The organism is Rhizobium halophilum, from assembly GCF_021648825.1.
GTDB lineage: Bacteria > Pseudomonadota > Alphaproteobacteria > Rhizobiales > Rhizobiaceae > Neorhizobium > Neorhizobium halophilum.
Genome location: NZ_JAKJHS010000003.1, coordinates 224,633 through 245,842 on the forward strand (window position 1 = coordinate 224,633; position 21,210 = coordinate 245,842).

Annotated in this window: 19 protein-coding genes; 5 read left to right on the forward strand and 14 right to left on the reverse strand. The window is 59.7% G+C overall.

Annotated features, from left to right (window positions below; all coding sequences use genetic code 11):
• Window positions 1–170: 170 nt before the first annotated feature.
• Complete coding sequence (locus tag LXM96_RS08785) at window positions 171–1,709, forward strand: M48 family metalloprotease (protein WP_239998084.1); 1,539 nt, start codon at window positions 171–173, stop codon at window positions 1,707–1,709.
• A gap of 3 nt (window positions 1,710–1,712) precedes the next feature.
• Here the strand turns inward: LXM96_RS08785 and LXM96_RS08790 are convergent, their stop codons facing one another.
• The 5 genes from LXM96_RS08790 to LXM96_RS08810 all read right to left on the reverse strand — a co-directional run bounded on the left by LXM96_RS08790 (window position 1,713) and on the right by LXM96_RS08810 (window position 7,724).
• A complete protein-coding gene (locus LXM96_RS08790; RefSeq protein WP_239998085.1) occupies window positions 1,713–2,576 on the reverse strand; it encodes an RNA polymerase factor sigma-32 in 864 nt (287 codons plus the stop codon).
• Window positions 2,577–2,851: 275 nt separating this feature from the next.
• A complete protein-coding gene (locus LXM96_RS08795; protein WP_239998086.1) occupies window positions 2,852–3,421 on the reverse strand; it encodes a CarD family transcriptional regulator in 570 nt (189 codons plus the stop codon).
• Window positions 3,422–3,790: 369 nt separating this feature from the next.
• Complete coding sequence (gene fdxA / locus LXM96_RS08800; RefSeq protein ID WP_239998087.1) at window positions 3,791–4,129, reverse strand: ferredoxin FdxA; 339 nt, start codon at window positions 4,127–4,129, stop codon at window positions 3,791–3,793.
• A 221-nt stretch (window positions 4,130–4,350) separates the two neighbouring features.
• Entirely contained in the window at window positions 4,351–4,716 is a 366-nt protein-coding gene (locus tag LXM96_RS08805) for an RNA-binding S4 domain-containing protein (protein WP_239998088.1), read from the reverse strand.
• Window positions 4,717–4,718: 2 nt separating this feature from the next.
• Complete coding sequence (locus LXM96_RS08810) at window positions 4,719–7,724, reverse strand: helicase-related protein (RefSeq protein WP_239998223.1); 3,006 nt, start codon at window positions 7,722–7,724, stop codon at window positions 4,719–4,721.
• Between the two features lie 351 nt (window positions 7,725–8,075).
• Here LXM96_RS08810 and LXM96_RS08815 point away from each other — a divergent pair, with 351 nt between their 5' ends.
• Together LXM96_RS08815 and LXM96_RS08820 are read left to right on the forward strand one after the other, a co-directional pair.
• A complete protein-coding gene (locus LXM96_RS08815) occupies window positions 8,076–8,231 on the forward strand; it encodes a DUF3309 family protein (RefSeq protein ID WP_239998089.1) in 156 nt (51 codons plus the stop codon).
• 33 nt (window positions 8,232–8,264) lie between these two features.
• The gene (locus LXM96_RS08820) at window positions 8,265–8,519 is read left to right on the forward strand and encodes a YMGG-like glycine zipper-containing protein (protein ID WP_239998090.1); all 255 of its coding nucleotides are present in this window, start codon (window positions 8,265–8,267) and stop codon (window positions 8,517–8,519) included.
• 50 nt (window positions 8,520–8,569) lie between these two features.
• On the opposite strand, the gene phbB is transcribed toward LXM96_RS08820, so the two are convergent.
• A complete protein-coding gene (phbB, locus tag LXM96_RS08825; protein ID WP_239998091.1) occupies window positions 8,570–9,298 on the reverse strand; it encodes a beta-ketoacyl-ACP reductase in 729 nt (242 codons plus the stop codon).
• A gap of 71 nt (window positions 9,299–9,369) precedes the next feature.
• Complete coding sequence (locus tag LXM96_RS08830) at window positions 9,370–10,551, reverse strand: acetyl-CoA C-acetyltransferase (RefSeq protein WP_239998092.1); 1,182 nt, start codon at window positions 10,549–10,551, stop codon at window positions 9,370–9,372.
• A gap of 225 nt (window positions 10,552–10,776) precedes the next feature.
• Between LXM96_RS08830 and phaR the strand changes: the two genes are divergently transcribed.
• Entirely contained in the window at window positions 10,777–11,352 is a 576-nt protein-coding gene (gene phaR / locus LXM96_RS08835; RefSeq protein WP_239998093.1) for a polyhydroxyalkanoate synthesis repressor PhaR, read from the forward strand.
• Between the two features lie 64 nt (window positions 11,353–11,416).
• On the opposite strand, the gene rpmF is transcribed toward phaR, so the two are convergent.
• The 3 genes from rpmF to mtgA form a co-directional block, all read right to left on the reverse strand.
• Window positions 11,417–11,602, reverse strand: coding sequence for a 50S ribosomal protein L32 (gene rpmF / locus LXM96_RS08840; protein ID WP_027487079.1), 186 nt, complete (start codon window positions 11,600–11,602; stop codon window positions 11,417–11,419).
• A 144-nt stretch (window positions 11,603–11,746) separates the two neighbouring features.
• On the reverse strand, window positions 11,747–12,394 hold the full coding sequence (locus LXM96_RS08845) for a glutathione S-transferase family protein (RefSeq protein WP_239998094.1): 648 nt from the start codon (window positions 12,392–12,394) through the stop codon (window positions 11,747–11,749).
• A 73-nt stretch (window positions 12,395–12,467) separates the two neighbouring features.
• Entirely contained in the window at window positions 12,468–13,142 is a 675-nt protein-coding gene (mtgA, locus tag LXM96_RS08850) for a monofunctional biosynthetic peptidoglycan transglycosylase (protein WP_239998224.1), read from the reverse strand.
• Between the two features lie 194 nt (window positions 13,143–13,336).
• On the opposite strand from mtgA, the gene LXM96_RS08855 reads away from it, so the two are divergent.
• Window positions 13,337–14,251, forward strand: coding sequence for a polyprenyl synthetase family protein (locus LXM96_RS08855; RefSeq protein WP_239998095.1), 915 nt, complete (start codon window positions 13,337–13,339; stop codon window positions 14,249–14,251).
• An 80-nt stretch (window positions 14,252–14,331) separates the two neighbouring features.
• Here LXM96_RS08855 and LXM96_RS08860 read toward each other — a convergent pair whose 3' ends face one another.
• The 4 genes from LXM96_RS08860 to pyc all read right to left on the reverse strand — a co-directional run bounded on the left by LXM96_RS08860 (window position 14,332) and on the right by pyc (window position 21,163).
• Window positions 14,332–14,988 (reverse strand): OmpA family protein, encoded by a 657-nt coding sequence (locus tag LXM96_RS08860; RefSeq protein WP_239998096.1) that lies wholly within the window; start codon window positions 14,986–14,988, stop codon window positions 14,332–14,334.
• A gap of 38 nt (window positions 14,989–15,026) precedes the next feature.
• Entirely contained in the window at window positions 15,027–16,313 is a 1,287-nt protein-coding gene (ispG, locus tag LXM96_RS08865; RefSeq protein ID WP_239998097.1) for a flavodoxin-dependent (E)-4-hydroxy-3-methylbut-2-enyl-diphosphate synthase, read from the reverse strand.
• A gap of 89 nt (window positions 16,314–16,402) precedes the next feature.
• On the reverse strand, window positions 16,403–17,590 hold the full coding sequence (locus LXM96_RS08870) for an MFS transporter (protein WP_394801920.1): 1,188 nt from the start codon (window positions 17,588–17,590) through the stop codon (window positions 16,403–16,405).
• Between the two features lie 111 nt (window positions 17,591–17,701).
• On the reverse strand, window positions 17,702–21,163 hold the full coding sequence (gene pyc, locus LXM96_RS08875) for a pyruvate carboxylase (protein ID WP_239998099.1): 3,462 nt from the start codon (window positions 21,161–21,163) through the stop codon (window positions 17,702–17,704).
• Window positions 21,164–21,210: the final 47 nt, after the last annotated feature.

Genomic DNA, 21,210 nt, shown 5'->3' on the forward strand with positions numbered 1-21,210 from the left:
ATAGTGGCATCGCAGCAACAGCACCTCGCTGGTTGCATCGGGGGCTCCTATTTAGAACAGAAGCCCTGTGATCGTGGCGTCGGAATCGCTAAATCGTCAGGCATGCTGGCATTGTCTTTCCCGCTTCATTCGGATCGGGCGAGCGGCGGATCGGATAGCGAATCTTGGTGATGACACATCGCATTAGGACGATGAGCCCGCATTGGTCACTGCTAGCGCCTTCTGCTGCGTGGACTGGCGGCATCCGCAGAACGAGCGTGTGGGCGCTCGTTCTGGCCGCTAGCCTTGCCTTGTCCAGCTGCCAGTCTGTTCTCGATCAGGCCTATCAGCCGAATGTAGCCCCCTCCAAATCTCCGCAGATTGTCGACGAGGTCCAGAAGAATGACCCTCGTGCGCAGATGGGCGCACGGGAACATCCACGGATCGTCGCCAGCTATGGTGGCGAGTATCACGACGCCAAGACGGAAAGGCTGGTCGCTCGCATCGCCGGCGCACTTACCGCCGTATCGGAGAACCCTAACCAGTCCTACCGCATCACCATTCTTGACTCCCCGGCGATCAATGCATTTGCCTTGCCAGGCGGTTATCTCTACGTGACGCGCGGGTTGCTGGCCCTGGCCAATAATGCGTCCGAAGTTGCGGCGGTGCTATCGCACGAAATGGCGCACGTGACTGCGAACCACGGCATTGAACGGCAACGGCGGGAAGAGGCGGAAGTCATCGCCAGCCGTGTGGTGGCTGAGGTTCTTTCCAGCGATTTGGCCGGCAAGCAGGCTCTCGCACGTGGAAAACTCCGTCTTGCCGCCTTCTCCCGGCAACAGGAACTTCAGGCAGACGTCATCGGCATCCGAATGCTGGGCGAAGCTGGCTATGATCCCTATGCCGCCCCACGGTTCCTCGATTCCATGGCCGCTTACGCCCGCTTCTCCTCGGCCGACCCGGACACCGATCAAAGCCTCGACTTCCTCTCAAGCCACCCGAACGCGCCGCAGCGCTTAGAGCTTGCGCGGCGTCATGCGCGGGCACAAGGGATGGAAGGCAAGGTCGGCGACAGAGGCCGTGATTACTACATCGAAGGCATCGACGGCCTGCTCTATGGCGACAGTCCCGACGAAGGCTTCGTGCGTGGCCAGACCTTCCTGCATGGTAAATTGGGGATTCGTTTCGATGTCCCCGCCGATTTCCGGATCGACAACAAGGTAGATGCCGTTCTTGCAACCGGACCCGAGGACACCGCTATCCGTTTTGACGGCGTCGATGCCGGCGAGACTGACAGTTTGACCAATTACTTGACGAGTGGCTGGGTGGCTGGGTTGCTCCCTGAAACCGTCCGTGAAACGACGGTGAATGGTCTGCCTGCCGCGACGGCGCGCGCAACTGCGGATCGCTGGGAGTTTGACGTGACGGTCGTCCGCCTAAACGATCAAATCTTCCGCTTCTTGACTGCGGTGCCTAAAGGGAGCACGCGCCTTGAGCCGGTGGCGACGGTGTTGAAGTCGACTTTCAGGAAGATGACGCCCCAAGAAATCGCGTCACTTAAGCCGCTGCGGGTTCGCGTGGTAACGGTTGGACCAAGGGATACGCTGACAACGCTAGCTGCACGGATGATGGGCACCGACCGCAAGCTCGACCTGTTCAAGCTAATCAATGCCATGCCTGCCGGAGCCTCGCTGGCTCCAGGCCAGCGGGTCAAGTTGATCACTGAATAGATTTCAACCTACGACCGCCATTTGCGGATTTGCCGAAACAAGTGCGGATTTCAGCTTTTCGATCGCGCGGCTTTCGATCTGCCGCACACGCTCCTTAGAGATCCCGAGTTCCGCACCCAGTGCCTCAAGCGTTGCACCGTCGTCCGTAAGGCGGCGAGCTCGAATGATCTTCTTCTCCCGCTCGTTCAGCTTTGTGAGAGCGCCTTGTAGCCAACGGAGGCGTCTTTCGCCATCGATCATTCCGGACACCTGTTCATCTGGCAAGGGTTCGGCACTAGCGAGAAGATCGAGCCGCTCACCACTGTCGGAGTCGCCCGCAATAGACGGTGCTTGCAAGGATGCGTCATTGCCAGAGAGTCGGGCGTCCATCGTCTGAACGTCAGCAACACTCACTCCAAGCGCTGCTGCAATCTCTTCATGGATGGCGCGTGAGGTCAGATTGCTGTCACCGCGCGCAAGCTTCGCACGCAGGCGGCGCAGATTGAAGAAAAGCGCCTTCTGGGCCGAGCTGGTGCCGCCACGCACGATCGACCAGTTGCGTAGGATATAATCTTGCATCGATGCGCGTATCCACCAGCTGGCATAGGTGGAAAAACGAACATCCCGCGCCGGTTCAAATCTTGCCGCAGCCTCGAGAAGCCCTACGTAGCCCTCTTGTACAAGATCGCTCATCGGCAGCCCGAAGCCACGGAACTTGGACGCCATGGCAATCACCAACCGCATGTGGGCGAGCGCGATCTGGTTGCGCGCATCCTGGTCCTGATCGTCTTTCCAGCGGACCGCAAGATCCCGTTCCTCCTCGCGTGCGAGATACGGAGCAGACATAGCGATTTTGATCATATTGCGGTCGGCGGACATGGCTTTCATTGTGTTCTCCGTGAGCTTTGGGAACTCTGCAAGGCAACGCGCCACCTTCTCGCCAAGTGGCACAAACTACATTTCCTTGCTTGGTCCCCTTTTTGTTCCCCGAGCACTTGCCCTATCCAGGCCGCTCTCTATCTCTGATGGTAACCTCAAAAAATATTCTGACCGGCAGAAATGTTCGCCGTTCCGGCGGGTTAACGTCCGACAAAGAAAATGGTTCCAAAGAAAAACCCGGCGCAAGGCCGGGTCTTCTTTGATTGCTCAGCGGTTGGAAGGGCTTATGCCGCCTCCTCCTGGGCTTCGTCTTCTTCTACCGTCTTCCCACGCTTAGGGCCCTTGGCAAGATTGGTTTCCACCAGTCGAACAGCTTCTGTGTCGGACATCTTGTTTACGGCAGCGATCTCGCGGGCCATACGGTCGAGTGCGGCTTCATAGAGCTGGCGTTCGGAATAAGACTGCTCCGGCTGGTTCTCGGCGCGGTAAAGGTCGCGCACCACCTCGGCAATCGAGATCAGGTCGCCAGAATTGATCTTCGCATCATACTCCTGCGCACGACGGGACCACATGGTGCGCTTGACGCGCGCCTTGCCTTGAACCACCTTCAATGCGCGCTCGACGAAATCCGTCTCTGAGAGCTTCCGCATACCGATGCTGACTGCTTTGGTAACAGGCACCTTCAGCCGCATCTTATCCTTGTCGAAATCGATCACAAAAAGCTCGAGCTTCATGCCCGCCACTTCTTGCTCCTCGATCGCGGTGATCATCCCGACGCCATGGGCCGGATACACGATCGCTTCGCCGGTCTTGAATCCCTGGCGCGCCGAAGATTTTTTCTGCTGGGTCGTCATTCGTCTAACAAACTCCCTGTTACGCACCCGGTTTACGACCGGGGCCGGGTCAGGCAGGCCCGGATGAGACGGGGGAAACCGTCGGGTCACTCGATACTGGTCCAACCAACGTGCGCGAAAAACAGCTCGATCGCAGGAGCGACGACACAAAACTCAGTGTGATGTCACGGAGACCGCGTATTTTGATCTGTTGCTTTCGTGATGTTTTTTGGGCACACGAGTGCCGCCTTGTGGAACAGTTCTTGAGGTCTACCACAAAAAAGTGCCGAAATCAATAATTTGCTTTTGTATGCGGCGAATCAGCATCAGTCATCGACAGGATAATGCCCTTGCTGCATACCCCGGTGAACCGGCTGCCCCGAAGGCCGGTCAGTCGCCCGCTCCGGGCTCTGACGAAAAGAACTGCTCGAACTTTCCCGTAACGCCATCCATTTCCTTGGCCTCGGGCATGGGCTCGCGCTTGACTGTGATGTTTGGCCAGACCTGCGCGTACTCAGCGTTGACCTTCAGCCACTTGTCGAGCCCCGGCTCGGTGTCCGGCTTGATGGCTTCCGCAGGACATTCAGGCTCGCAGACGCCGCAATCGATGCATTCGTCCGGGTGGATAACGAGAAAGTTCTCACCCTCGTAGAAGCAGTCAACAGGGCAGACTTCGACACAATCGGTGTACTTGCAGCGAACACAATTGTCGGTGACGACGTAGGTCATGCGGCACTCCAGGATATCGCGAACGGCCGGGACAAGTGTGGGAAGTGCGGAGCCCGGCAAAGGCATCTCCGGCCACGACAGCCGATGCGCCTGTTTTGAACGTGACGTAGAACCTTTCAATGCGCCTTGCAAGGATAAAGCTTCCACCGAAACGCCTGTATCGGAAGCATTTTTCCTCTAAGTGGATCCTCAGCAAGCACGGGCCGGATCGTGTGCCCTCTTCAGGGGATGCCGCCTCGTCCATGAGGACGCAAGCGGCGTTGTGCCCGCTCGAAGGGAGTCAGCCTCGGTTGGTCTTTGTCCGTAGAGAGTTGCTCGTACAGTTGGCGAGCTTCTTCATAGGGACCGCGTCGAATGCCACATCCTCGCACGAGCAGACATACATCTCCACGCTCAAGCAGAAGTTCGATCTTGTCACCCACTCGGACAAGATGACGGGGCTGGGCAACGGGATTGCCGTTGATCATGACGCCACCCGCCGAAACAAGCGACTGCGCAAGCGAACGCGATCTCACGATCCGTGCAAAGAAGAGCCACTTGTCGATGCGCTGCTGCGTCCCGCCCAGTGGCTGCTCTTCAACCGTCATGGCTACTTCTTCATCTGCTCCTTGAGAGCCGCAAGCTTTGCGAAAGGAGAATCCGGATCCATTGGCTTTTCCTTCCGAGGAGGCTTGCTCTCGAAGCGAGCCGGCTGCGGCGCTTTGCCGCGATCCTGGCGTTCGCTCCGTTCAGGACGACCCGGCCGTTCCGACTTGCCCTCAGAGCGGCGGTTCTCCCGGCTGGGACGACCACCTTGGCGCGGTCCACGCTCACCATTGTCTCCGCGCTCCTCTCCCCGCCCGCCAGGGCGCCTGTCGCTTTGCTGGGAACGTCCACCACGCTGGTTCTCGTTGCGACCACCCGGCCGCCAGAGCAGAACCGGCTTAGGCGTCTCCGCCTCTGTCATTTCGGCTGCGGGCTTTTCCGTCTTTTGCGTCTCTTGATCACCCGCTACTACCTCGGCAACAGCCTGAGTTGCTTCGCCGGCATCAGCGACGGCTTCCGAGCTGGCAGTCGTGTTCTCTGCAGCGAACGCTTCCGCGCTGTCCTTCGGTGCTTCGGTTGCATCAGGCTGAGCCTCTGCTCGCGCCGGATCCTGCGCCGACAGGAAGGCTGTCGCCTCTGCCGCATCAACGCTGTCGGCGCGGTAGCCAAGACCCTTCAGGATCTCTTCCATATCGTCGGGCGTTGCACCGAGGATTGACAGCATAGACGTCGTCGCGACAAAGCGGCGGCCGTCATAGGCCCCTTCAGGGCGCGGCGACGTACCGGGCTTCCACTGCAGAAGCGGGCGGATCAGGTCCGCCAGCCGCTCCAGGATATCAATGCGTACGGCACGCTTGCCGAGGAAACGGAAGCCTGCGAGCTTATAAAACATGCGCTCGAAGCTCGGGTCTGCGACAACCGAGGTGCGGCCGGCGGCAAGCGCCGGGATGAGCTCGCCATACCCCGGCTTGTCCAGACCATCGTTCTTAAGAGCCCAAAGAAGTGTGATCAGCTCTGCCGGCGCTGGCTTCAGCAACGCGGGCATGAAGATATGGTAGGCGCCAAATCGGATGCCATAACGGCGCATGGAGGCTCTACTATCCTGGTCGAGCGACTTTACGTCGTCGGCGACATCACGGCGGAAGAGAACGCCGAGGTTCTCGACGATCTGGAAAGCAAGACCTTTGGCGAGCCCCTGCAGATCCTCTGCCCGCGAAAGATCGTCAAGCGGCTTGAGCACGGTCGCGATGTGGTGATTGATGAAGCGCTCAATCCGAGCCTGGACATGATCCCGTGCATTGCCGGTCAACTGCTCATCCGCGAGCAAAATGGCGCGGGGACGCATAATATGATCGCTGCTCGCAAGCCGAGCAACCGGGTCTCCCAACCAGCGAACGAAGCCGTCGGACCCAAGCGCGAGGTCGCCATTGCCGGACGCGTAAAGACGTGCCGCCCGCGCTTCGAACTCGAGCGCGAGAGCTTTGTATGCTGCGCCTTGGACGGCTTTCGCATCCGGGCCCTCGGCACCGGCGATCGGCGTAAACCGAAAACCGGCCAATTGCCCGACGTGATGACCTTCCACGAAGACATCACCATTCACACTGATTTCAGCTTCCAGCATCGCATTCTCTCTCAGGCGCTTCATGAGCACAGATGTCCTGCGGTCAACGAACCGTTTCGTCAACCGTTCATGTAGTGCGTCCGACAGCCTGTCCTCAATTTCTCTCGTCTTTTCCTGCCAGTGTGTCGGATCGGCAAGCCAACCAGGGCGGTTGGAGACATAGGTCCACGTGCGGATCTGAGCGATACGGGCAGACAAAGTATCGATCTCGCCATCCGTCCGATCCGCCCGCCTAACCTGCTCGGACATAAAATCCTCGTTGACTGAGCCGAAGCGAACGAGATCCGAGAAAAGCGTCGAAATGAGGTCCGCATGCTGAGCAGGCGCGATGCGGCGATAATCCGGAAGTGCGCAGGCCTCCCACAGCTTCTCCACCCGATCCGGTGAGGTCGCGGCATCAATGATCTCAGGATAGCGAGATAAATAGTCGAGGGCCTGACTATCCGTGGCCGGGAGCGCGCGTGTGAGGCCGGGCACCGCCGGTGCCACCTCCAAGCTGGAGCGCAAATTGCGGATGGAGGAGAAGTCGAGCGCCTTGGAGCGCCACTGCAGAACCTTGACCTCGTCGAACTCGTGGGTTTCGATGCGCTCCACCAGTTCCTCGTCGAGCGGCTGGACCTGCCCGGTGACGCCGAAAGTCCCGTCGCGGACGTGGCGCCCGGCACGGCCGGCGATCTGACCCATTTCTGCAGGATTCAGGTTGCGGAACTGAAAGCCATCGAATTTGCGATCTTGCGCGAAGGCAACGTGGTCGACATCGAGGTTGAGGCCCATGCCGATCGCATCCGTCGCAACCAGATATTCGACATCACCTTCCTGATAGAGACCCACCTGCGCGTTGCGTGTGCGAGGACTGAGTGCGCCCAGCACCACTGCCGCGCCGCCACGCTGGCGCCGGATCAATTCAGCAATCGCATAGACTTCATCGGCAGAGAAGGCGACGATGGCAGTGCGTTGCGGCAATCGCGTAATCTTCTTCTGCCCCGCATAGAAGAGCTGCGACATGCGCGGCCGCTCGATCACGCTGATGCCCGGAAGCAGTCTCTCGAGGATCCTTCGCATCGTGCCGGCACCCAGCAGCAGTGTCTCCTCACGACCCCGAAGGTGCATGATGCGATCGGTAAAGATATGGCCGCGCTCCAGATCAGCAGCCAATTGTACCTCATCGATCGCGACAAAGGCTGCCTTGGTCTCCCGAGGCATGGCCTCGACAGTGCAGACGGAGAACCGCGCGCCTGGCGGGCTAATCTTTTCTTCCCCGGTCACCAGCGCAACGGCAGAGGCGCCCACCTTCTCTACTACGCGGGTATAGACTTCGCGGGCAAGCAGCCGCAGCGGCAACCCAATGACGCCGCTGCCGTGAGCCACCATGCGTTCTATAGCGTAGTGCGTCTTGCCGGTATTTGTCGGCCCGAGCACGGCGGTGACGCCACGCCCGCTAAGCATCATGGGCTGAAAGTTCAAAGCTGGATCCGTATGAATAAACACTCGCCTGCTTGCGAGACCGCACTTGACCAAGGGCAGAGATGGCTATGTTGCAAAGCCTTGGCAAGTGAAGGCCGCTTTTTCTCTAGAGAATAAAGCGGCACGCACATCAGAACAAATACGAACGAAACGGCGACGAATCGCGGACTTGCGGTCTTCCGTTTTTGTTCTGTTGGAGCAGCCGCAACGCCGCAGCGGCCTCTCTTTGAATGGTCGAAACGATCATATTCTGTCGCAATGCCCTCTTGGAACCAAACGGAAGAAGAAGCGTTTGTTCCCGCATCCTGTAAGAAACCGGGATCGGAGAAAACACGCATGCTCGGAACGGTGTTGCTGGTCGTCCTCATCCTGCTCCTGATTGGCGCTTTGCCGAATTGGGGCTACAGCCGCGGATGGGGCTATGGGCCATCGGGAGGACTTGGACTGGTCCTCGTCATCGTCATCATCCTCCTGCTCATGGGCAGGTTCTAAGTTTAGCGTTCACCAAACGGGAAGGAACACGTCATGAAAAAGATCTTGCTCGCAGGCGCCTTGATCGGCTCTCTCGCATCCTGCACCTCTACCGAGCGTGGCACGGCCATCGGCGCCGGCACGGGTGCCGTTATCGGCGGTGTCGCTACCAACAGCTGGGGCGGCGCGGCCGTCGGCGCTGTTGCAGGCGGTGCAGTGGGTGCTCTCGTTGGTGCGTCGCAGGAGCGTAGTGGCTACTGCGTCTATCGCGACCGCTACGGCCGGACCTACGAAGCCCGTTGCCGCTAAGCCGCAGCATAGAACTCCAAAAGGCGCCTTAGCGGCGCCTTTTTTCATGCTTAACCGGCGTAATACTGCCCCCCGTTCGCGGTGAGCGTGGATCCGGTAATGAACCCCGCATCGGTTGAGGCAAGGAAGACGACACAACGAGCAATCTCTTCCGGCTCTCCTAGTCTTCCCACTGGAATCTGCGGAAGAATCCGCTCTTTCAGCACATTCTCAGGAACCGCCTTCACCATCTCTGTTGCTATATAGCCGGGGCAAATTGCGTTGACGGTGATGTTCTTGGCTGCACCTTCTTGCGCCAGGGCCTTGGTGAACCCGAGATCTCCGGCCTTGGCCGCCGAGTAATTGACCTGCCCCATCTGCCCTTTCTGGCCGTTGATGGATGATATGTTGATGATGCGCCCAAAATTTCTGTCACGCATTCCGCTCCAGACCCTATGGGTCATGTTGAATAGACCGCTGAGGTTGGTGGAGATCACCTCGTTCCACTGCTCCGGTGTCATCTTGTGAAACATAGCGTCTCGCGTGATACCGGCATTGTTGACGAGGACCTCGACGGGACCGATTTCGTTCTCCACCTGACCGACACCGTCGGCACAAGCCTGGTAACTTGAAACATCCCATTTGAAGACCGGAATGCCGGTCACCTCCCCGAATGCTTGCGCCTTTTCCTCGTTGCCTGCGTAATTGGCCGCGACCTTATAGCCAGCCGCATTCAGCGCCACGCAGATCGCGGCACCTATGCCCCGTGTACCCCCCGTCACCAAAGCAACTTTACTCATCGAGCCTCCTCCCTTCAGGCGGTTCCGACCGGCCCCGAGAGGCCCGACGCACTCTCATCATCCCGTAGGCGCTACATCGCCTCCACGCACATCGCGACGCCCATGCCGCCGCCGATGCACAAGGTTGCCAAGCCCTTGCGGGAACCGCGGCGCTTCATCTCGAACACCAACGTATTCAAGATGCGGGCGCCAGAAGCCCCGATTGGATGTCCAATCGCAATGGCACCGCCGTTGACGTTGACGATGGAGGGATCCCAGCCCAGTTCCTTGTTGACCGCACAGGCCTGCGCGGCAAAGGCTTCGTTCGCCTCGACGAGGTCAAGATCGCTTGCCTTCCAGCCGGCCTTGTCCAGTGCCTTTCGCGACGCGGGAATCGGACCAGTGCCCATGACTTGCGGGTCGACTCCGGCCGTTGCCCAGGAAACGATCCGCACCAGTGGAGTGATACCCCGACGGGACGCCTCCTCCTCCGTCATCAGCACCGCGGCAGCAGCTCCGTCGTTGATACCCGAAGCGTTGCCGGCGGTCACGGTGCCGTCCTTGTCGAAGGCCGGGCGGAGTTTGGCCATGTTGTCGAGCGTCGCGCCGATGCGAATGTACTCGTCGGCATCAACGGTGACATCGCCCTTTCTCCCCTTGACGACGAATGGAATGATCTCGTCCTTGAACCTGCCGGCAGCTTGAGCTGCCTCAGCTTTGTTTTGCGAGGCGACTGCAAAGTTATCCTGCTCGTCGCGCGAAAGCTGCCACTGGCGGGCGATGTTCTCGGCAGTGATGCCCATGTGGTAGCCGTAGAAGGCGTCGGTAAGGCCATCTTTGATCATAGTGTCGATCATTTTCATGTCGCCCATCTTCACGCCGTTACGCAGATGCGCGCAATGCGGCGCCATCGACATGGACTCCTGCCCACCGGCAACGACAATGCGCGCATCACCCAAAGCGATCTGCTGCATCGCCAGCGCAACGGCGCGCAAGCCGGAGCCGCAGAGCTGGTTGACGCCCCAGGCCGTTGCCTCCTGCGGCACCCCCGCCTTCATTGCCGCCTGTCTTGCGGGATTCTGGCCCTCTCCCGCCGGCAGGACCTGCCCCAGGATGACCTCGTCGACCTCGTCGGAGCTGACCTTCGCTCGCTCGAGAGCTCCCCGCACAGCGGCGGCGCCAAGCTCATGAGCGGGAACATTGGCAAAGGCACCATTGAATGAGGCAACGGCGGTACGGGCTGCGGCGGCTATGACGATTGATGACTGGCTCATGGCGCTTCCTCGATTTTGTTGTGGTGAAACACTGGCAGGCGTCACATCCGGAGTCAAACGCGTAAGAACCCGGAGGTGACGCAGGTCAAGGCCTTACGATCCTTGGCTGCGCAGCATGGCCCACACCGCGATGCACAAAACGACATTGTCAGTCCCGCATTTTTGGGCTTACAGTTTGTCAGGGAGAGCCCATCCGTATGAATGCACGGCTCCGAGGAGGCAAACATGGCCAAGAACGAAGGCGAAACCATCATAAAAAAATACGCCAACCGGCGCCTCTACAATACGGGCACAAGCACGTATGTGACGCTGGAAGACCTCGCAAAGATGGTGAAGAAAGGGGAGGAATTTGTTGTTCAGGACGCGAAGACCGGGGCCGACATCACCCACTCTGTGCTGACACAGATTATCTTCGAGCAGGAATCGAAAACAGGAAATACGCTTCTGCCAATTTCATTTCTGCGGCAGTTGATCTCCTACTATGGAGATCAGATGCAAATGGTGGTCCCGACCTTTCTCGAGCATTCCATGCACGCCTTCGCCGATCAGCAGGTGCAGATGCGCGAGCAGATGACGCGAGCTTTCGGTGAGACGCCGCTCACGAAGAACCTGCAGGCACCTATGCAATTGATGGAAGAACAGGTTCGCCGCAACACGGAGATGTTTCGCCAGGCGATGCAGATGTTCTCGCCCTTCGGTGCTCAGGGCGCCGCGACCAATGAAAAGACAAGCGACCCTAAAGATCTTGACGAGCTGAAGGAACAGCTGCGGGCCTTGCAGAGCCGGATCGATAGCCTCTAACAGATCGACAACTGCGCAACAAAAAAGGCCGGTAACCCGGCCCCTTTTTTACATAAGAAAACGCTTACGCGCTTTCCTTTGGCGTCAGCACCTGACGACCGCGATACATCCCCGTCTTAAGGTCGATGTGGTGCGGGCGGCGCAACTCGCCGGAGTTCTTGTCTTCGACATAGGTCGGGTTCTTCAGCGCGTCTGCCGAACGGCGCATACCGCGTTTCGACGGGCTTGTTTTTCTCTTGGGTACAGCCATTCTCGTTACTCCACTTTCGTGCGAAAGCATCGTCCCCGGCAAATCAAGCCGAAATGGACAAGCCTTAATATCGGAAATTGGGCCGGCTTATACATGTTGATCGGGCACTTGACCAGTCCCCACGGCAAAAAATCCGTAACGCTGTCAAGCCTCGTCTTCAGCCACTACCCAGGTTTCCGCAAGGGCCGCCTCCCGCCACTTCAGCCAGGCTGGATGGCTCTGCACGGCCTCCATGTAACCTAGCACCTCGCGATCGTCTACGAGGTCATAAACATCGAAGCGGTTCACGACCGGGGCGAACATGGCATCGGCAGCTGAAAAGGTCCCGAAGAGGTAAGGGCCGCCGGACCTGTCACGGCACTCTTTCCAGATCGAGGAGATGCGCTCGACATCCTCCGTGACACCCGCAGGAAGGTCTATGGAGCGTCGTGGCCGCCGGAAGTTCATTGGGCAGGCGTTGCGCAGCGCCCCGAAACCTCCCAGCATTTCCATGGAGATCGAACGTGCAACGGCTCTATCAGACGCAGCAGTAGGCCAGACCGGATGATCGGGGAAGAGTTCCGCCACATACTCAATGATTGCCAGCGATTCCCAGACCCGCAGTTCACCGTGATGCAGGGCGGGAACCCGGGCTGTGGGAGACACCTCACTGAAGCGTGGGTTCCCTGCCGGGAAATCGAACGGGATCACAAATTCTTTGAACGGAATGCCGGCAGCCGTCATGGCAACCCAAGGGCGGAAGGACCAGGAAGAGTAGTTCTTGTTGCCGATATAGAGGATCAGGTCACTCATGCGCATCTCCACCTTTCAACAATGAAGTGGGATAGCGCCACAATTTGGCTCCGACCAATGAAAAGAGGAGAACTCACCCATAAATGCAGGTGATGTACTCTCCCGAACTTCTTGCCCTACGCTCCACGACGCCAGCCAGCCGCTGCATGCCTTTGCCGGGCTTGCTTGCGACACGGGTGGTCGGATTGGGGAGCGAGACGGCAAGCAATGCTGCCTGGCGTCGCGTCAACTCCTTCGCCGAAACACCGAAATGGTGCTGGGCGGCGGCCTCGGCCCCGTAGATGCCAGGCCCCCATTCGGCAATGTTGAGATATATCTCCATCATCCGCCGTTTCGACCAGACGAAATCCGCGGTGATTGCCAACGGCAGTTCCAGCACCTTGCGGACAAAGAAGCGGCCGTTCCAGAGAAACAAGTTCTTCGCCGTCTGCATCGGGATGGTGCTTGCGCCGCGAGTGGTTTCACCCTCGAGTGCTTCTTGCACCACCACCTTCATTTCACCCCAATCGACGCCGCCATGGCGACAGAACTGCCCATCCTCCGACATCATCACTGCCTGCACGAGGTTGGGAGAGATCTCGTCGAGGCTGACCCAGCGCCGGTCAAAGCCTTGCAGTTTCAGGAGATCCGCCAGCATCAACGTCGATACCGGATGCACGAAGGCGGCCGCATAGACCAGAATCAGCAGGTATGGGGCGGCGAGCAGAGCCAGACCAAGAAGTATCAGTCGGCGGAAGATGCGCCGGATTGGCGAACGCCCCCGGTTCCTTGCACGCGTATGTCGCTCGTTTACGAACTCGTCCGGCTCGGCTTCCACGCTCGCCCTCTTGCTTAGATCCGCTTCTTAGACGCTGCAGCCGGGCATTGCCAGTGAAAGGAGCAAGACAGATTGGGGAGCGAAGCAGCGTTGCCTACAAAAGCGCAGCATGCCAAAGAGCAAGAATGACCCGACCAACCGATGTGTTTGAGCAACGCCTGACAAACTGCGCCAGCGCAACCGAAGCGCTTCTCGCGGCCCTGCTGAGCGACACTTGCCAGCCAGACGAAACCATCCGCCCGGCAAACCTTATGGCCGCCATCCGGCACGGTGCGCTCAACGGCGGCAAGCGTCTGAGACCTTTTCTCGTGATGGAAAGCGCGGTCATGCTTGGTGGTCAGGGTGAGGCTGCGGCGCGCGTAGGCGCAGCATTGGAATGCATCCATTGCTACTCACTCATTCATGACGATCTGCCGGCCATGGACGATGACGATATGCGTCGCGGGCAGCCGACGGTTCATAAAGCCTTCGACGAGGCTTCGGCTATCCTGGCCGGCGATAGCCTCCTGACCTATGCCTTCGACATCATAGCAGCGCCTGAAACGGATCTTTCCGATCGGCAGAAAACCGAACTCGTCCTGGCACTTGCGCGCTCGGCAGGCCTTGGCGGCATGGCCGGTGGGCAAGCCCTCGATCTCGCCGCCGAGATCACTCCGCCGGACGAAGCTGGGATCGTGACTTTGCAGGCCATGAAGACCGGTGCGCTGCTTCGCTTTGCTTGCGAAGCGGGCGCTGTCGTCGCGGGCGCCGGAGCAGCCGACCGCCAGCAGCTACGCCACTTCGGAGAAACGATCGGGCTCGCTTTCCAGCTTGCCGATGATCTCCTGGACGTGAAGGCAGACGCGCAAACCATGGGCAAGGCAACCGGCAAGGACGCCGCTCGTGGCAAAGGAACCCTGGTTTCTTTGAAGGGTATTACCTGGGCGGAGGAACGGCTTGACGCAATTGCCGAGGAGGCCGTGGGGCTGCTTTCGCCATACGGAGAGCGCGCCACCATCCTGCAGGACGCCGCGCGCTTCATCGCCAATCGAAAGAACTGACGGACGCGGCGCTTAAGGCGCTACTCTACCCGCAGAAAGTCCTGGCGAACCGCCGTAGCGCGGCCCGCCAGACTCTGTCTTTACTGCGAGATGGGTGCGATCAGCACTTCAACGCGGCGGTTCTGCGCGCGTCCTTCCGGCGTCGCATTGGACGCAATCGGCTGCGACGGACCGAAGCCGAGCGTCGACATACGGCGTTGGTCGACTCCGCGGCCTGCCAGGTAATTGGCAACCGAAGCGGCGCGTCGCTCAGAAAGACCCTGATTATGGGCAAGGCTTCCGGTCGAGTCGGTATGGCCATTGACGTCGATCAGCGTCTTGTTGAACTTGTTCAGCACGATCGCAACGGAATCAAGCGTCGCATAGAACGGCGGGATCACCTGGTCCTGATCGGTGGCGAAGGTGACATTGGACGGCATGTTGAGGACGATACGATCGCCCATGCGCGTCACGGAAACGCCTGTGCCTTGTAGCTGCGCCCGCAGTTCGGATTCTTGCTGGTCCATGTAGTTGCCGATCGCGCCGCCGGCGAGACCACCGATCGCGGCTCCGATCAACGCGTTGCGGCCCTTGTCACCGCCGCCAATCACCAGGCCACCGAGCGCGCCCAGTCCGGCGCCAATGGCAGCACCGCCGGCCGTGTTGGATACTTTCTGTTGGCCGGTATACGGATCGGTTGTGGTGCAGCCGGAAAGATAGGTTGCGGCCAGCGCAACAAGTGCGAATTTCTTGATCATGCGAATCGAATTCCCCGTCGTCATTGATGGACGGTGATTTACCATAAATTACGGCAATAGCGGGACCTGATACCTTTTTCCGCCGCGCTTCTCTGTCCGAAGCGCTGTTCGATATAATCGATCACCAGCTTCTCGAAGTCTGCGGCGATATCCGGACCGCGGAGCGTCATCGCCTTCTTTCCGTCGATGAAGACGGGCGCGGCCGGCGTTTCACCGGTGCCTGGCAAGGAAATCCCGATATCCGCGTGCTTGCTTTCGCCGGGACCGTTGACGATGCAGCCCATGACGGCAACGTTGAGCGCCTCGACGCCCGGATATTTTTCCCGCCACACCGGCATGTTCTTGCGCAGGTCGTCCTGGATCCGTTGCGCCAGTTCCTGGAAAACGGTGGATGTGGTTCGGCCGCAACCGGGGCAGGCGGCGACGACGGGCACGAACTGGCGGAAACCCATGACCTGCAAGATTTCCTGGGCAACCTGTACTTCCCGCGTGCGGTCACCATTCGGTTCCGGCGTCAGCGACACGCGGATTGTATCCCCAATGCCGTGCTGAAGCACATAACCCATGGCCGCAGACGAAGCGACGATACCCTTGGATCCCATGCCCGCTTCGGTCAAACCGAGATGCAGTGCATGATTGGAGCGTTGCGCAAGCATGGAGTAAACCGCAATCAGGTCCTGCACCTGGCTGACCTTGGCGGAAAGGATGATCCGGTTGCGCGCAAGTCCGATGCTTTCCGCAAGCTCGGCAGAAATTAGCGCGGACTGGACGATCGCTTCGTGCATAACCTGCCGTGCCGAAAGCGGCGAGCCTTCCAGAGCATTGCGATCCATAAGCGTCGTCAACAGATCCTGATCGAGGGAGCCCCAATTCACGCCGATACGGACCGGCTTGTCGTAGCGGATCGCCATCTCGATGATATCTGCGAACTGCTTGTCTTTCTTGTCCTTGAAGCCAACATTGCCCGGGTTGATGCGATATTTGGCCAGCGCCTCGGCACAGGCCGGATGATCGGCGAGAAGCTTGTGTCCGATATAGTGAAAGTCCCCGACCAGCGGCACATCCATGCCGAGCCTCAGCAGGCGCTCGCGGATCTTCGGCACGGCTGCGGCACTTTCGTCGCGATCCACGGTGATCCGAACAATCTCCGACCCCGCCTTGTAGAGCGAGGCAACCTGCGCCACCGTCGCATCGATATCGGCCGTGTCGGTGTTGGTCATCGACTGGACAACCACGGGCGCACCGCCCCCAACGATTACGCCTCCAACGTCAACGGCAACCGTTGCCTTGCGCGGCTTCGGATCATACTCAATCGGTGTGGACATGGGGCTCTCGCGTCTAAAAACGTGCCTTTCAGGTGGATGATGCCATGGCCAATGTCAACCTTTGGGAGGCTCGCTCACGTCTGGTTGAGTCAGTCGTGCCGGACACCGTCCGCATGTCTGGCAAGCGGCGAAAGCAACAAGACGACGAGATGCAGCACCGAGAGTGCTACGAAGATCAGGGCGAGACCACTGTACTCGGCAATGAAGCCGATCGCGGACGGCGCAAGCAGGATTCCGGAATAGCCCATCGTGGTCACGACAGACAGTCCGACGCCTGCTCTCAAGCCCGGTAGATTTCCTGCTGCGGAGAATACGATCGGGACGAGGTTCGAGATACCAAGGCCTGCCAATGCAAAGCCGAGGATGGCAACCGTGTGGCTTGGAGCAAGGCCGGCGGTGATCAGTCCCGTGATAGAGATGACGGCACAGACGCGAAGCGTCAGAACCGCCCCGAAGCGGTCGCGGACGAGATCACCCGCGAAGCGCATGATTGCCATGGTGAGCGAGAAGGCGGCGAAGGCGAAGCCCGATGCGGTGACCGAGGAGCCGAGTTCCTGGCGCAGGTAGAGCGCGCTCCAGTCGATCACCGCCCCCTCCGGGATCATGCAGAAGAGCGCCATCAGGCCAAGCAGCCAGGGGAGCGGTGAACGAGGCAGGCGCAGACGTTCCTGCACTTCCTCCGGATGCGGCGCGTCGCGCAGGATCATCGACCAGGCTAAAGCCACCATGATCGCGGCCACGACCGTAACGAGGACAGCATGGCTCGTCACGCCCATTCGCTCGATCAGGAACCCGCCGCTCGCAGCGCCGATCAAGCCGCCAAGGCTCCAGAAGGCGTGGCATGAGGACATGATCGCCCGTCTCATATGTCTTTCGACGGCAACCGCATTGGCATTCATCGCGACGTCCATCGCCCCGATCAAACCGCCAAAGAAGAAAATCGCGACCGCACCCGACCAGATACTTCCGGCCCAGGTCAGGAACAGCAATGTGGGGACCGCGAGAAGCGCAGCCGTCTTGGAGACTGCACTGGAGCCATAGCGGGCGATCTGGGCCCCCGCGATCGGCATCATCACCAGCGAGCCAAGCCCGAAGACCAGGATCATGATGCCGAGGGAGCTTTCAGACAGGCCGAGGCGGCTGGCAAATTCCGGGATCTTCGGCGCCCACGCCCCGACGAGAAAGCCGTTCATGAGAAAGAGCAAGGCAACGCCGCCGCGCTCGCGCGTGATCATCTGCGTCGTGGGGGTAACGGGGTTTTCCTGAAGCATGTCCATCTTCCGCGTCTGCAATCGCGGGGAACCTATTTAAATCGATTGAAATAGCAAGCCGCAGCTCTCCGCCGCGGTGTCACGTTTTGTTATGGATGATCCACAAGGTGATCGTCCCTATTCGCTGAAGACCACGAGCAGGTCCTTGGCGTCGATTTGATCTCCCGCGCTGACCAAAACCTCTGCAAGTGTCCCGTCTCGCTCGGCGTGTAACGCTGTCTCCATCTTCATCGCTTCGATCGAAAGGAGGATGTCGCCCGCCTTGACCGCCTGCCCCGCCGAAACCGCGACCGTCGAGATCACACCCGGCATCGGTGCCCCCAGATGGTTGGCATTGGCTGTGTCTGCCTTACGCCGCGCAGCAGATCCTGTCGCTCCATGTGACCTGTCAGGTACCTTGATGCGGCGCGGCTGGCCGTTCAGTTCGAAGAAGGCAGTGACCATACCCTTGCTGTCCGTGCCGCTGGTGGCCTGGTTGACGATCACCAGCGTCTTGCCGCGTTCGATATCGGCAAACAGTTCCTCGCCATCCGAAAGCCCGTAGAAATAGGCGGGGGTCGGAAGCACTGAGACAGGCCCGTAGCTTTCGATGGCCTGGGCAAAATCAGTGAAGACCTTGGGATACATAAGATAGGACGCGAACTCGAAGTCATCGACAGGGCGCTCAAGTTTCTCCTCGATCGCCCGCCGCTCCGCGTCGAGGTCGGCATCGGCCAGCAAGGCGCCCGGACGATCCGTATAGGGCTTCTCGCCCTTCAGCGCCTTCTTCTGCAGGGCCTCCGGCCAGCCACCTGGCGGCTGTCCCAGATCACCCTTCAGCATCGAAACAACCGACTCCGGGAAGGCGATATCCCTTTCCGGATTTTCGACGTCGGCGACCGTTAGATCCTGGCTCACCATCATCAGCGCCATATCGCCCACAACCTTGGAGGACGGGGTCACCTTGACAATGTCGCCGAACATCTGGTTGGCATCCGCATAGGTCTGGGCCACCCGGTGCCAGCGGTTCTCCAGCCCTAGCGAGCGCGCCTGCTCCTTCAGGTTGGTGAATTGTCCGCCCGGCATCTCATGGAGATAGACTTCCGATGCTGGGCCTTTGAGATCACTCTCGAAGGCCGCATACTGGTTACGCACCGCTTCCCAATAGAACGAAATGCGGCGGATCCATTCCGGATCAAGGCCAGGATCGCGCTCCGAACTGGCAAGCGCCTCCACGATCGATCCGAGGCAGGGTTGCGATGTCGTTCCGGAGAAGGCGTCCATGGCAGCGTCAACGATGTCCACCCCCGCATCGACGGCTGCAAGGACGGTCGCCGCGGAGATACCCGATGTGTCGTGGGTATGGAAATGGATGGGCAAATCTGTTGCTTCGCGCAGGGCCTTGAACAGGATGCGCGCCGCCGCCGGTTTCAAGAGGCCGGCCATGTCCTTGACTGCGATAATATGCGCCCCCGCCCTTTCCAGTTCCGCTGCAAGCGAGGTGTAGTATTTCAGATCATATTTCGGCCGCGCACTGTTGAGGAGGTCACCGGTATAGCAGATGGTCGCCTGGCAGATCCGGTTTTCCTCCTGGACCGCATCCATGGAGACACGCATGTTCTCCACCCAATTGAGGCAATCAAAGACGCGGAAGACGTCGATGCCACCCCGCGCTGCCTGTCGGACGAAGTATTTCACGACATTGTCGGGGTAATTCTTGTAGCCGACGCCGTTGGCTCCACGCAGAAGCATCTGCAGCAGAAGATTGGGAGCTCCTTCCCGCACCAGCGCCAGCCGCTCCCACGGATCCTCTGTCAGGAAGCGCATCGACACGTCGAAGGTCGCGCCACCCCAGCATTCCAGCGAGAAGAGGTTCGGAAGAGCGCGCGCATATACGTCGGCAACACGCGCAATGTCATAGGTTCGCATCCGGGTCGCAAGGAGCGACTGATGGCCGTCGCGCATGGTTGTATCGGTCATGAGGACGCGATTTTCGCTGCGTATCCACTCGGCGAACTTGCGCGGACCGAGCCGGTCCAGCATCTGCTTGGTGCCGTCTGGAACTGGCACGTTGATGTAAGGCACGACCGGCTTTGCCGCCTGCGGGGACGGCATCGGACGCCCCTTTACCTCCGGATGTCCGTTCACGCTGACATCGGCAAGATAGGTTAGCAGCTTGGTGGCGCGGTCCTGTCGCTTGACCTGGGCGAAGAGCTCCGGCGTCGAATCGATGAACTTCGTGGTGTAGGAATTGTCGCGGAAGCTTGGATGGCCGATGATGGCTTCCAGGAAGGTGAGGTTGGTTGCGACGCCGCGGATGCGGAACTCGCGCAATGCGCGGTCCATGCGGCTGATTGCCTCCTGTGGCGTGCTGCCAGACGCGGTCACCTTTACGAGGAGCGGATCGTAGTACCTCGTTATGATCGCCCCGGTATAGGCGGTGCCCCCGTCGAGACGGATGCCGAAGCCGGCCGCTGAACGATAAGCCGTGATGCGGCCATAGTCGGGTATGAAGTTCTGCTCTGGGTCTTCGGTCGTGATGCGGCATTGGAGGGCGTGGCCGTTGAGGCGGATATCCTCCTGGCGGGGAACGCCTGACTCGGCAGTACCGATCGCCGCACCTTCGAGGATGTGGATCTGCGCCTTTACGATGTCGATCCCGGTGACGACCTCCGTCACCGTGTGCTCGACCTGAATGCGTGGATTGACCTCGATGAAGTAGAACCTGCCCGTATCAGCATCCATCAGGTACTCGACGGTGCCGGCTCCGATGTAGTTCGTCGCCCTGGCGATCTTCAGCGAGTAGTCGGCAAGTTCCTGTCGCTGCGCGTCGGAGAGATATGGCGCCGGTGCGCGCTCGACGACCTTCTGGTTACGTCGCTGGATGGAGCAGTCGCGCTCGAAGAGGTGGACGACGTTGCCATGCGTGTCGCCAAGGATCTGGCTCTCCACGTGCCGCGCCCGCTCGACAAGCTTCTCAAGATAAACCTCGTCCTTTCCGAAGGCCGCCTTGGCTTCGCGCTTCGCCTCCGTGACTTCCTTGGCGAGATCAGCTTGGGAGCGGATGACGCGCATGCCGCGGCCACCCCCACCCCAGGATGCCTTCAGCATCACCGGATAGCCGACCTCGGCCGCCATACGCGCCACTTCCGCCATGTCGTCCGGCAGGGGCTCCGTTGCAGGCACCACCGGAACTCCGACCGAAACCGCCAGATTGCGGGCAGCCACCTTATTGCCAAGGCGAAGCATTGTATCGGCGGTGGGCCCGATGAAGATGATGCCTGCATCGTTGCAGGCCTCTACGAATTCGGGACTTTCCGACAACAGGCCATATCCGGGATGGATTGCATCGGCACCAGAGAGTTTTGCCACCCGAATGACTTCGGGGATCGATAAGTAGCTTTCTATCGGTCCAAGGTCCCGCTCCAGATGCGGCCCGCGGCCGACCTGATAGCTTTCGTCTGCCTTGAACCGGTGCAGCGACAGCTTGTCTTCTTCTGCCCAGATCGCGACGGTCTTGATGCCGAGCTCGTTCGCCGCACGGAACACGCGGATGGCGATCTCGGACCGATTGGCCACCAGAATCTTCGAAATGGGCAAGGTAGATCTCCTCCATCAACCGCAGCAATGCTGCACTGCAAGGCGAA

Coding starts and splice junctions, on each gene's coding strand:
- rpmF (WP_027487079.1), bottom strand. CDS start 11,602: ATGGCTGTACCCAAGAGAAAAACAAGCCCGTCGAAACGCGGTATGCGC.
- LXM96_RS08860 (WP_239998096.1), bottom strand. CDS start 14,988: ATGATCAAGAAATTCGCACTTGTTGCGCTGGCCGCAACCTATCTTTCC.
- LXM96_RS08830 (WP_239998092.1), bottom strand. CDS start 10,551: ATGAGCCAGTCATCAATCGTCATAGCCGCCGCAGCCCGTACCGCCGTT.
- LXM96_RS08820 (WP_239998090.1), top strand. CDS start 8,265: ATGAAAAAGATCTTGCTCGCAGGCGCCTTGATCGGCTCTCTCGCATCC.
- LXM96_RS08810 (WP_239998223.1), bottom strand. CDS start 7,724: ATGATGCTTAGCGGGCGTGGCGTCACCGCCGTGCTCGGGCCGACAAAT.
- LXM96_RS08815 (WP_239998089.1), top strand. CDS start 8,076: ATGCTCGGAACGGTGTTGCTGGTCGTCCTCATCCTGCTCCTGATTGGC.
- LXM96_RS08870 (WP_394801920.1), bottom strand. CDS start 17,590: ATGGACATGCTTCAGGAAAACCCCGTTACCCCCACGACGCAGATGATC.
- fdxA (WP_239998087.1), bottom strand. CDS start 4,129: ATGACCTACGTCGTCACCGACAATTGTGTTCGCTGCAAGTACACCGAT.
- LXM96_RS08795 (WP_239998086.1), bottom strand. CDS start 3,421: ATGACGACCCAGCAGAAAAAATCTTCGGCGCGCCAGGGATTCAAGACC.
- phaR (WP_239998093.1), top strand. CDS start 10,777: ATGGCCAAGAACGAAGGCGAAACCATCATAAAAAAATACGCCAACCGG.
- LXM96_RS08790 (WP_239998085.1), bottom strand. CDS start 2,576: ATGAAAGCCATGTCCGCCGACCGCAATATGATCAAAATCGCTATGTCT.
- LXM96_RS08785 (WP_239998084.1), top strand. CDS start 171: ATGACACATCGCATTAGGACGATGAGCCCGCATTGGTCACTGCTAGCG.
- phbB (WP_239998091.1), bottom strand. CDS start 9,298: ATGAGTAAAGTTGCTTTGGTGACGGGGGGTACACGGGGCATAGGTGCC.
- LXM96_RS08805 (WP_239998088.1), bottom strand. CDS start 4,716: ATGACGGTTGAAGAGCAGCCACTGGGCGGGACGCAGCAGCGCATCGAC.
- ispG (WP_239998097.1), bottom strand. CDS start 16,313: ATGTCCACACCGATTGAGTATGATCCGAAGCCGCGCAAGGCAACGGTT.
- LXM96_RS08855 (WP_239998095.1), top strand. CDS start 13,337: ATGACCCGACCAACCGATGTGTTTGAGCAACGCCTGACAAACTGCGCC.
- LXM96_RS08845 (WP_239998094.1), bottom strand. CDS start 12,394: ATGAGTGACCTGATCCTCTATATCGGCAACAAGAACTACTCTTCCTGG.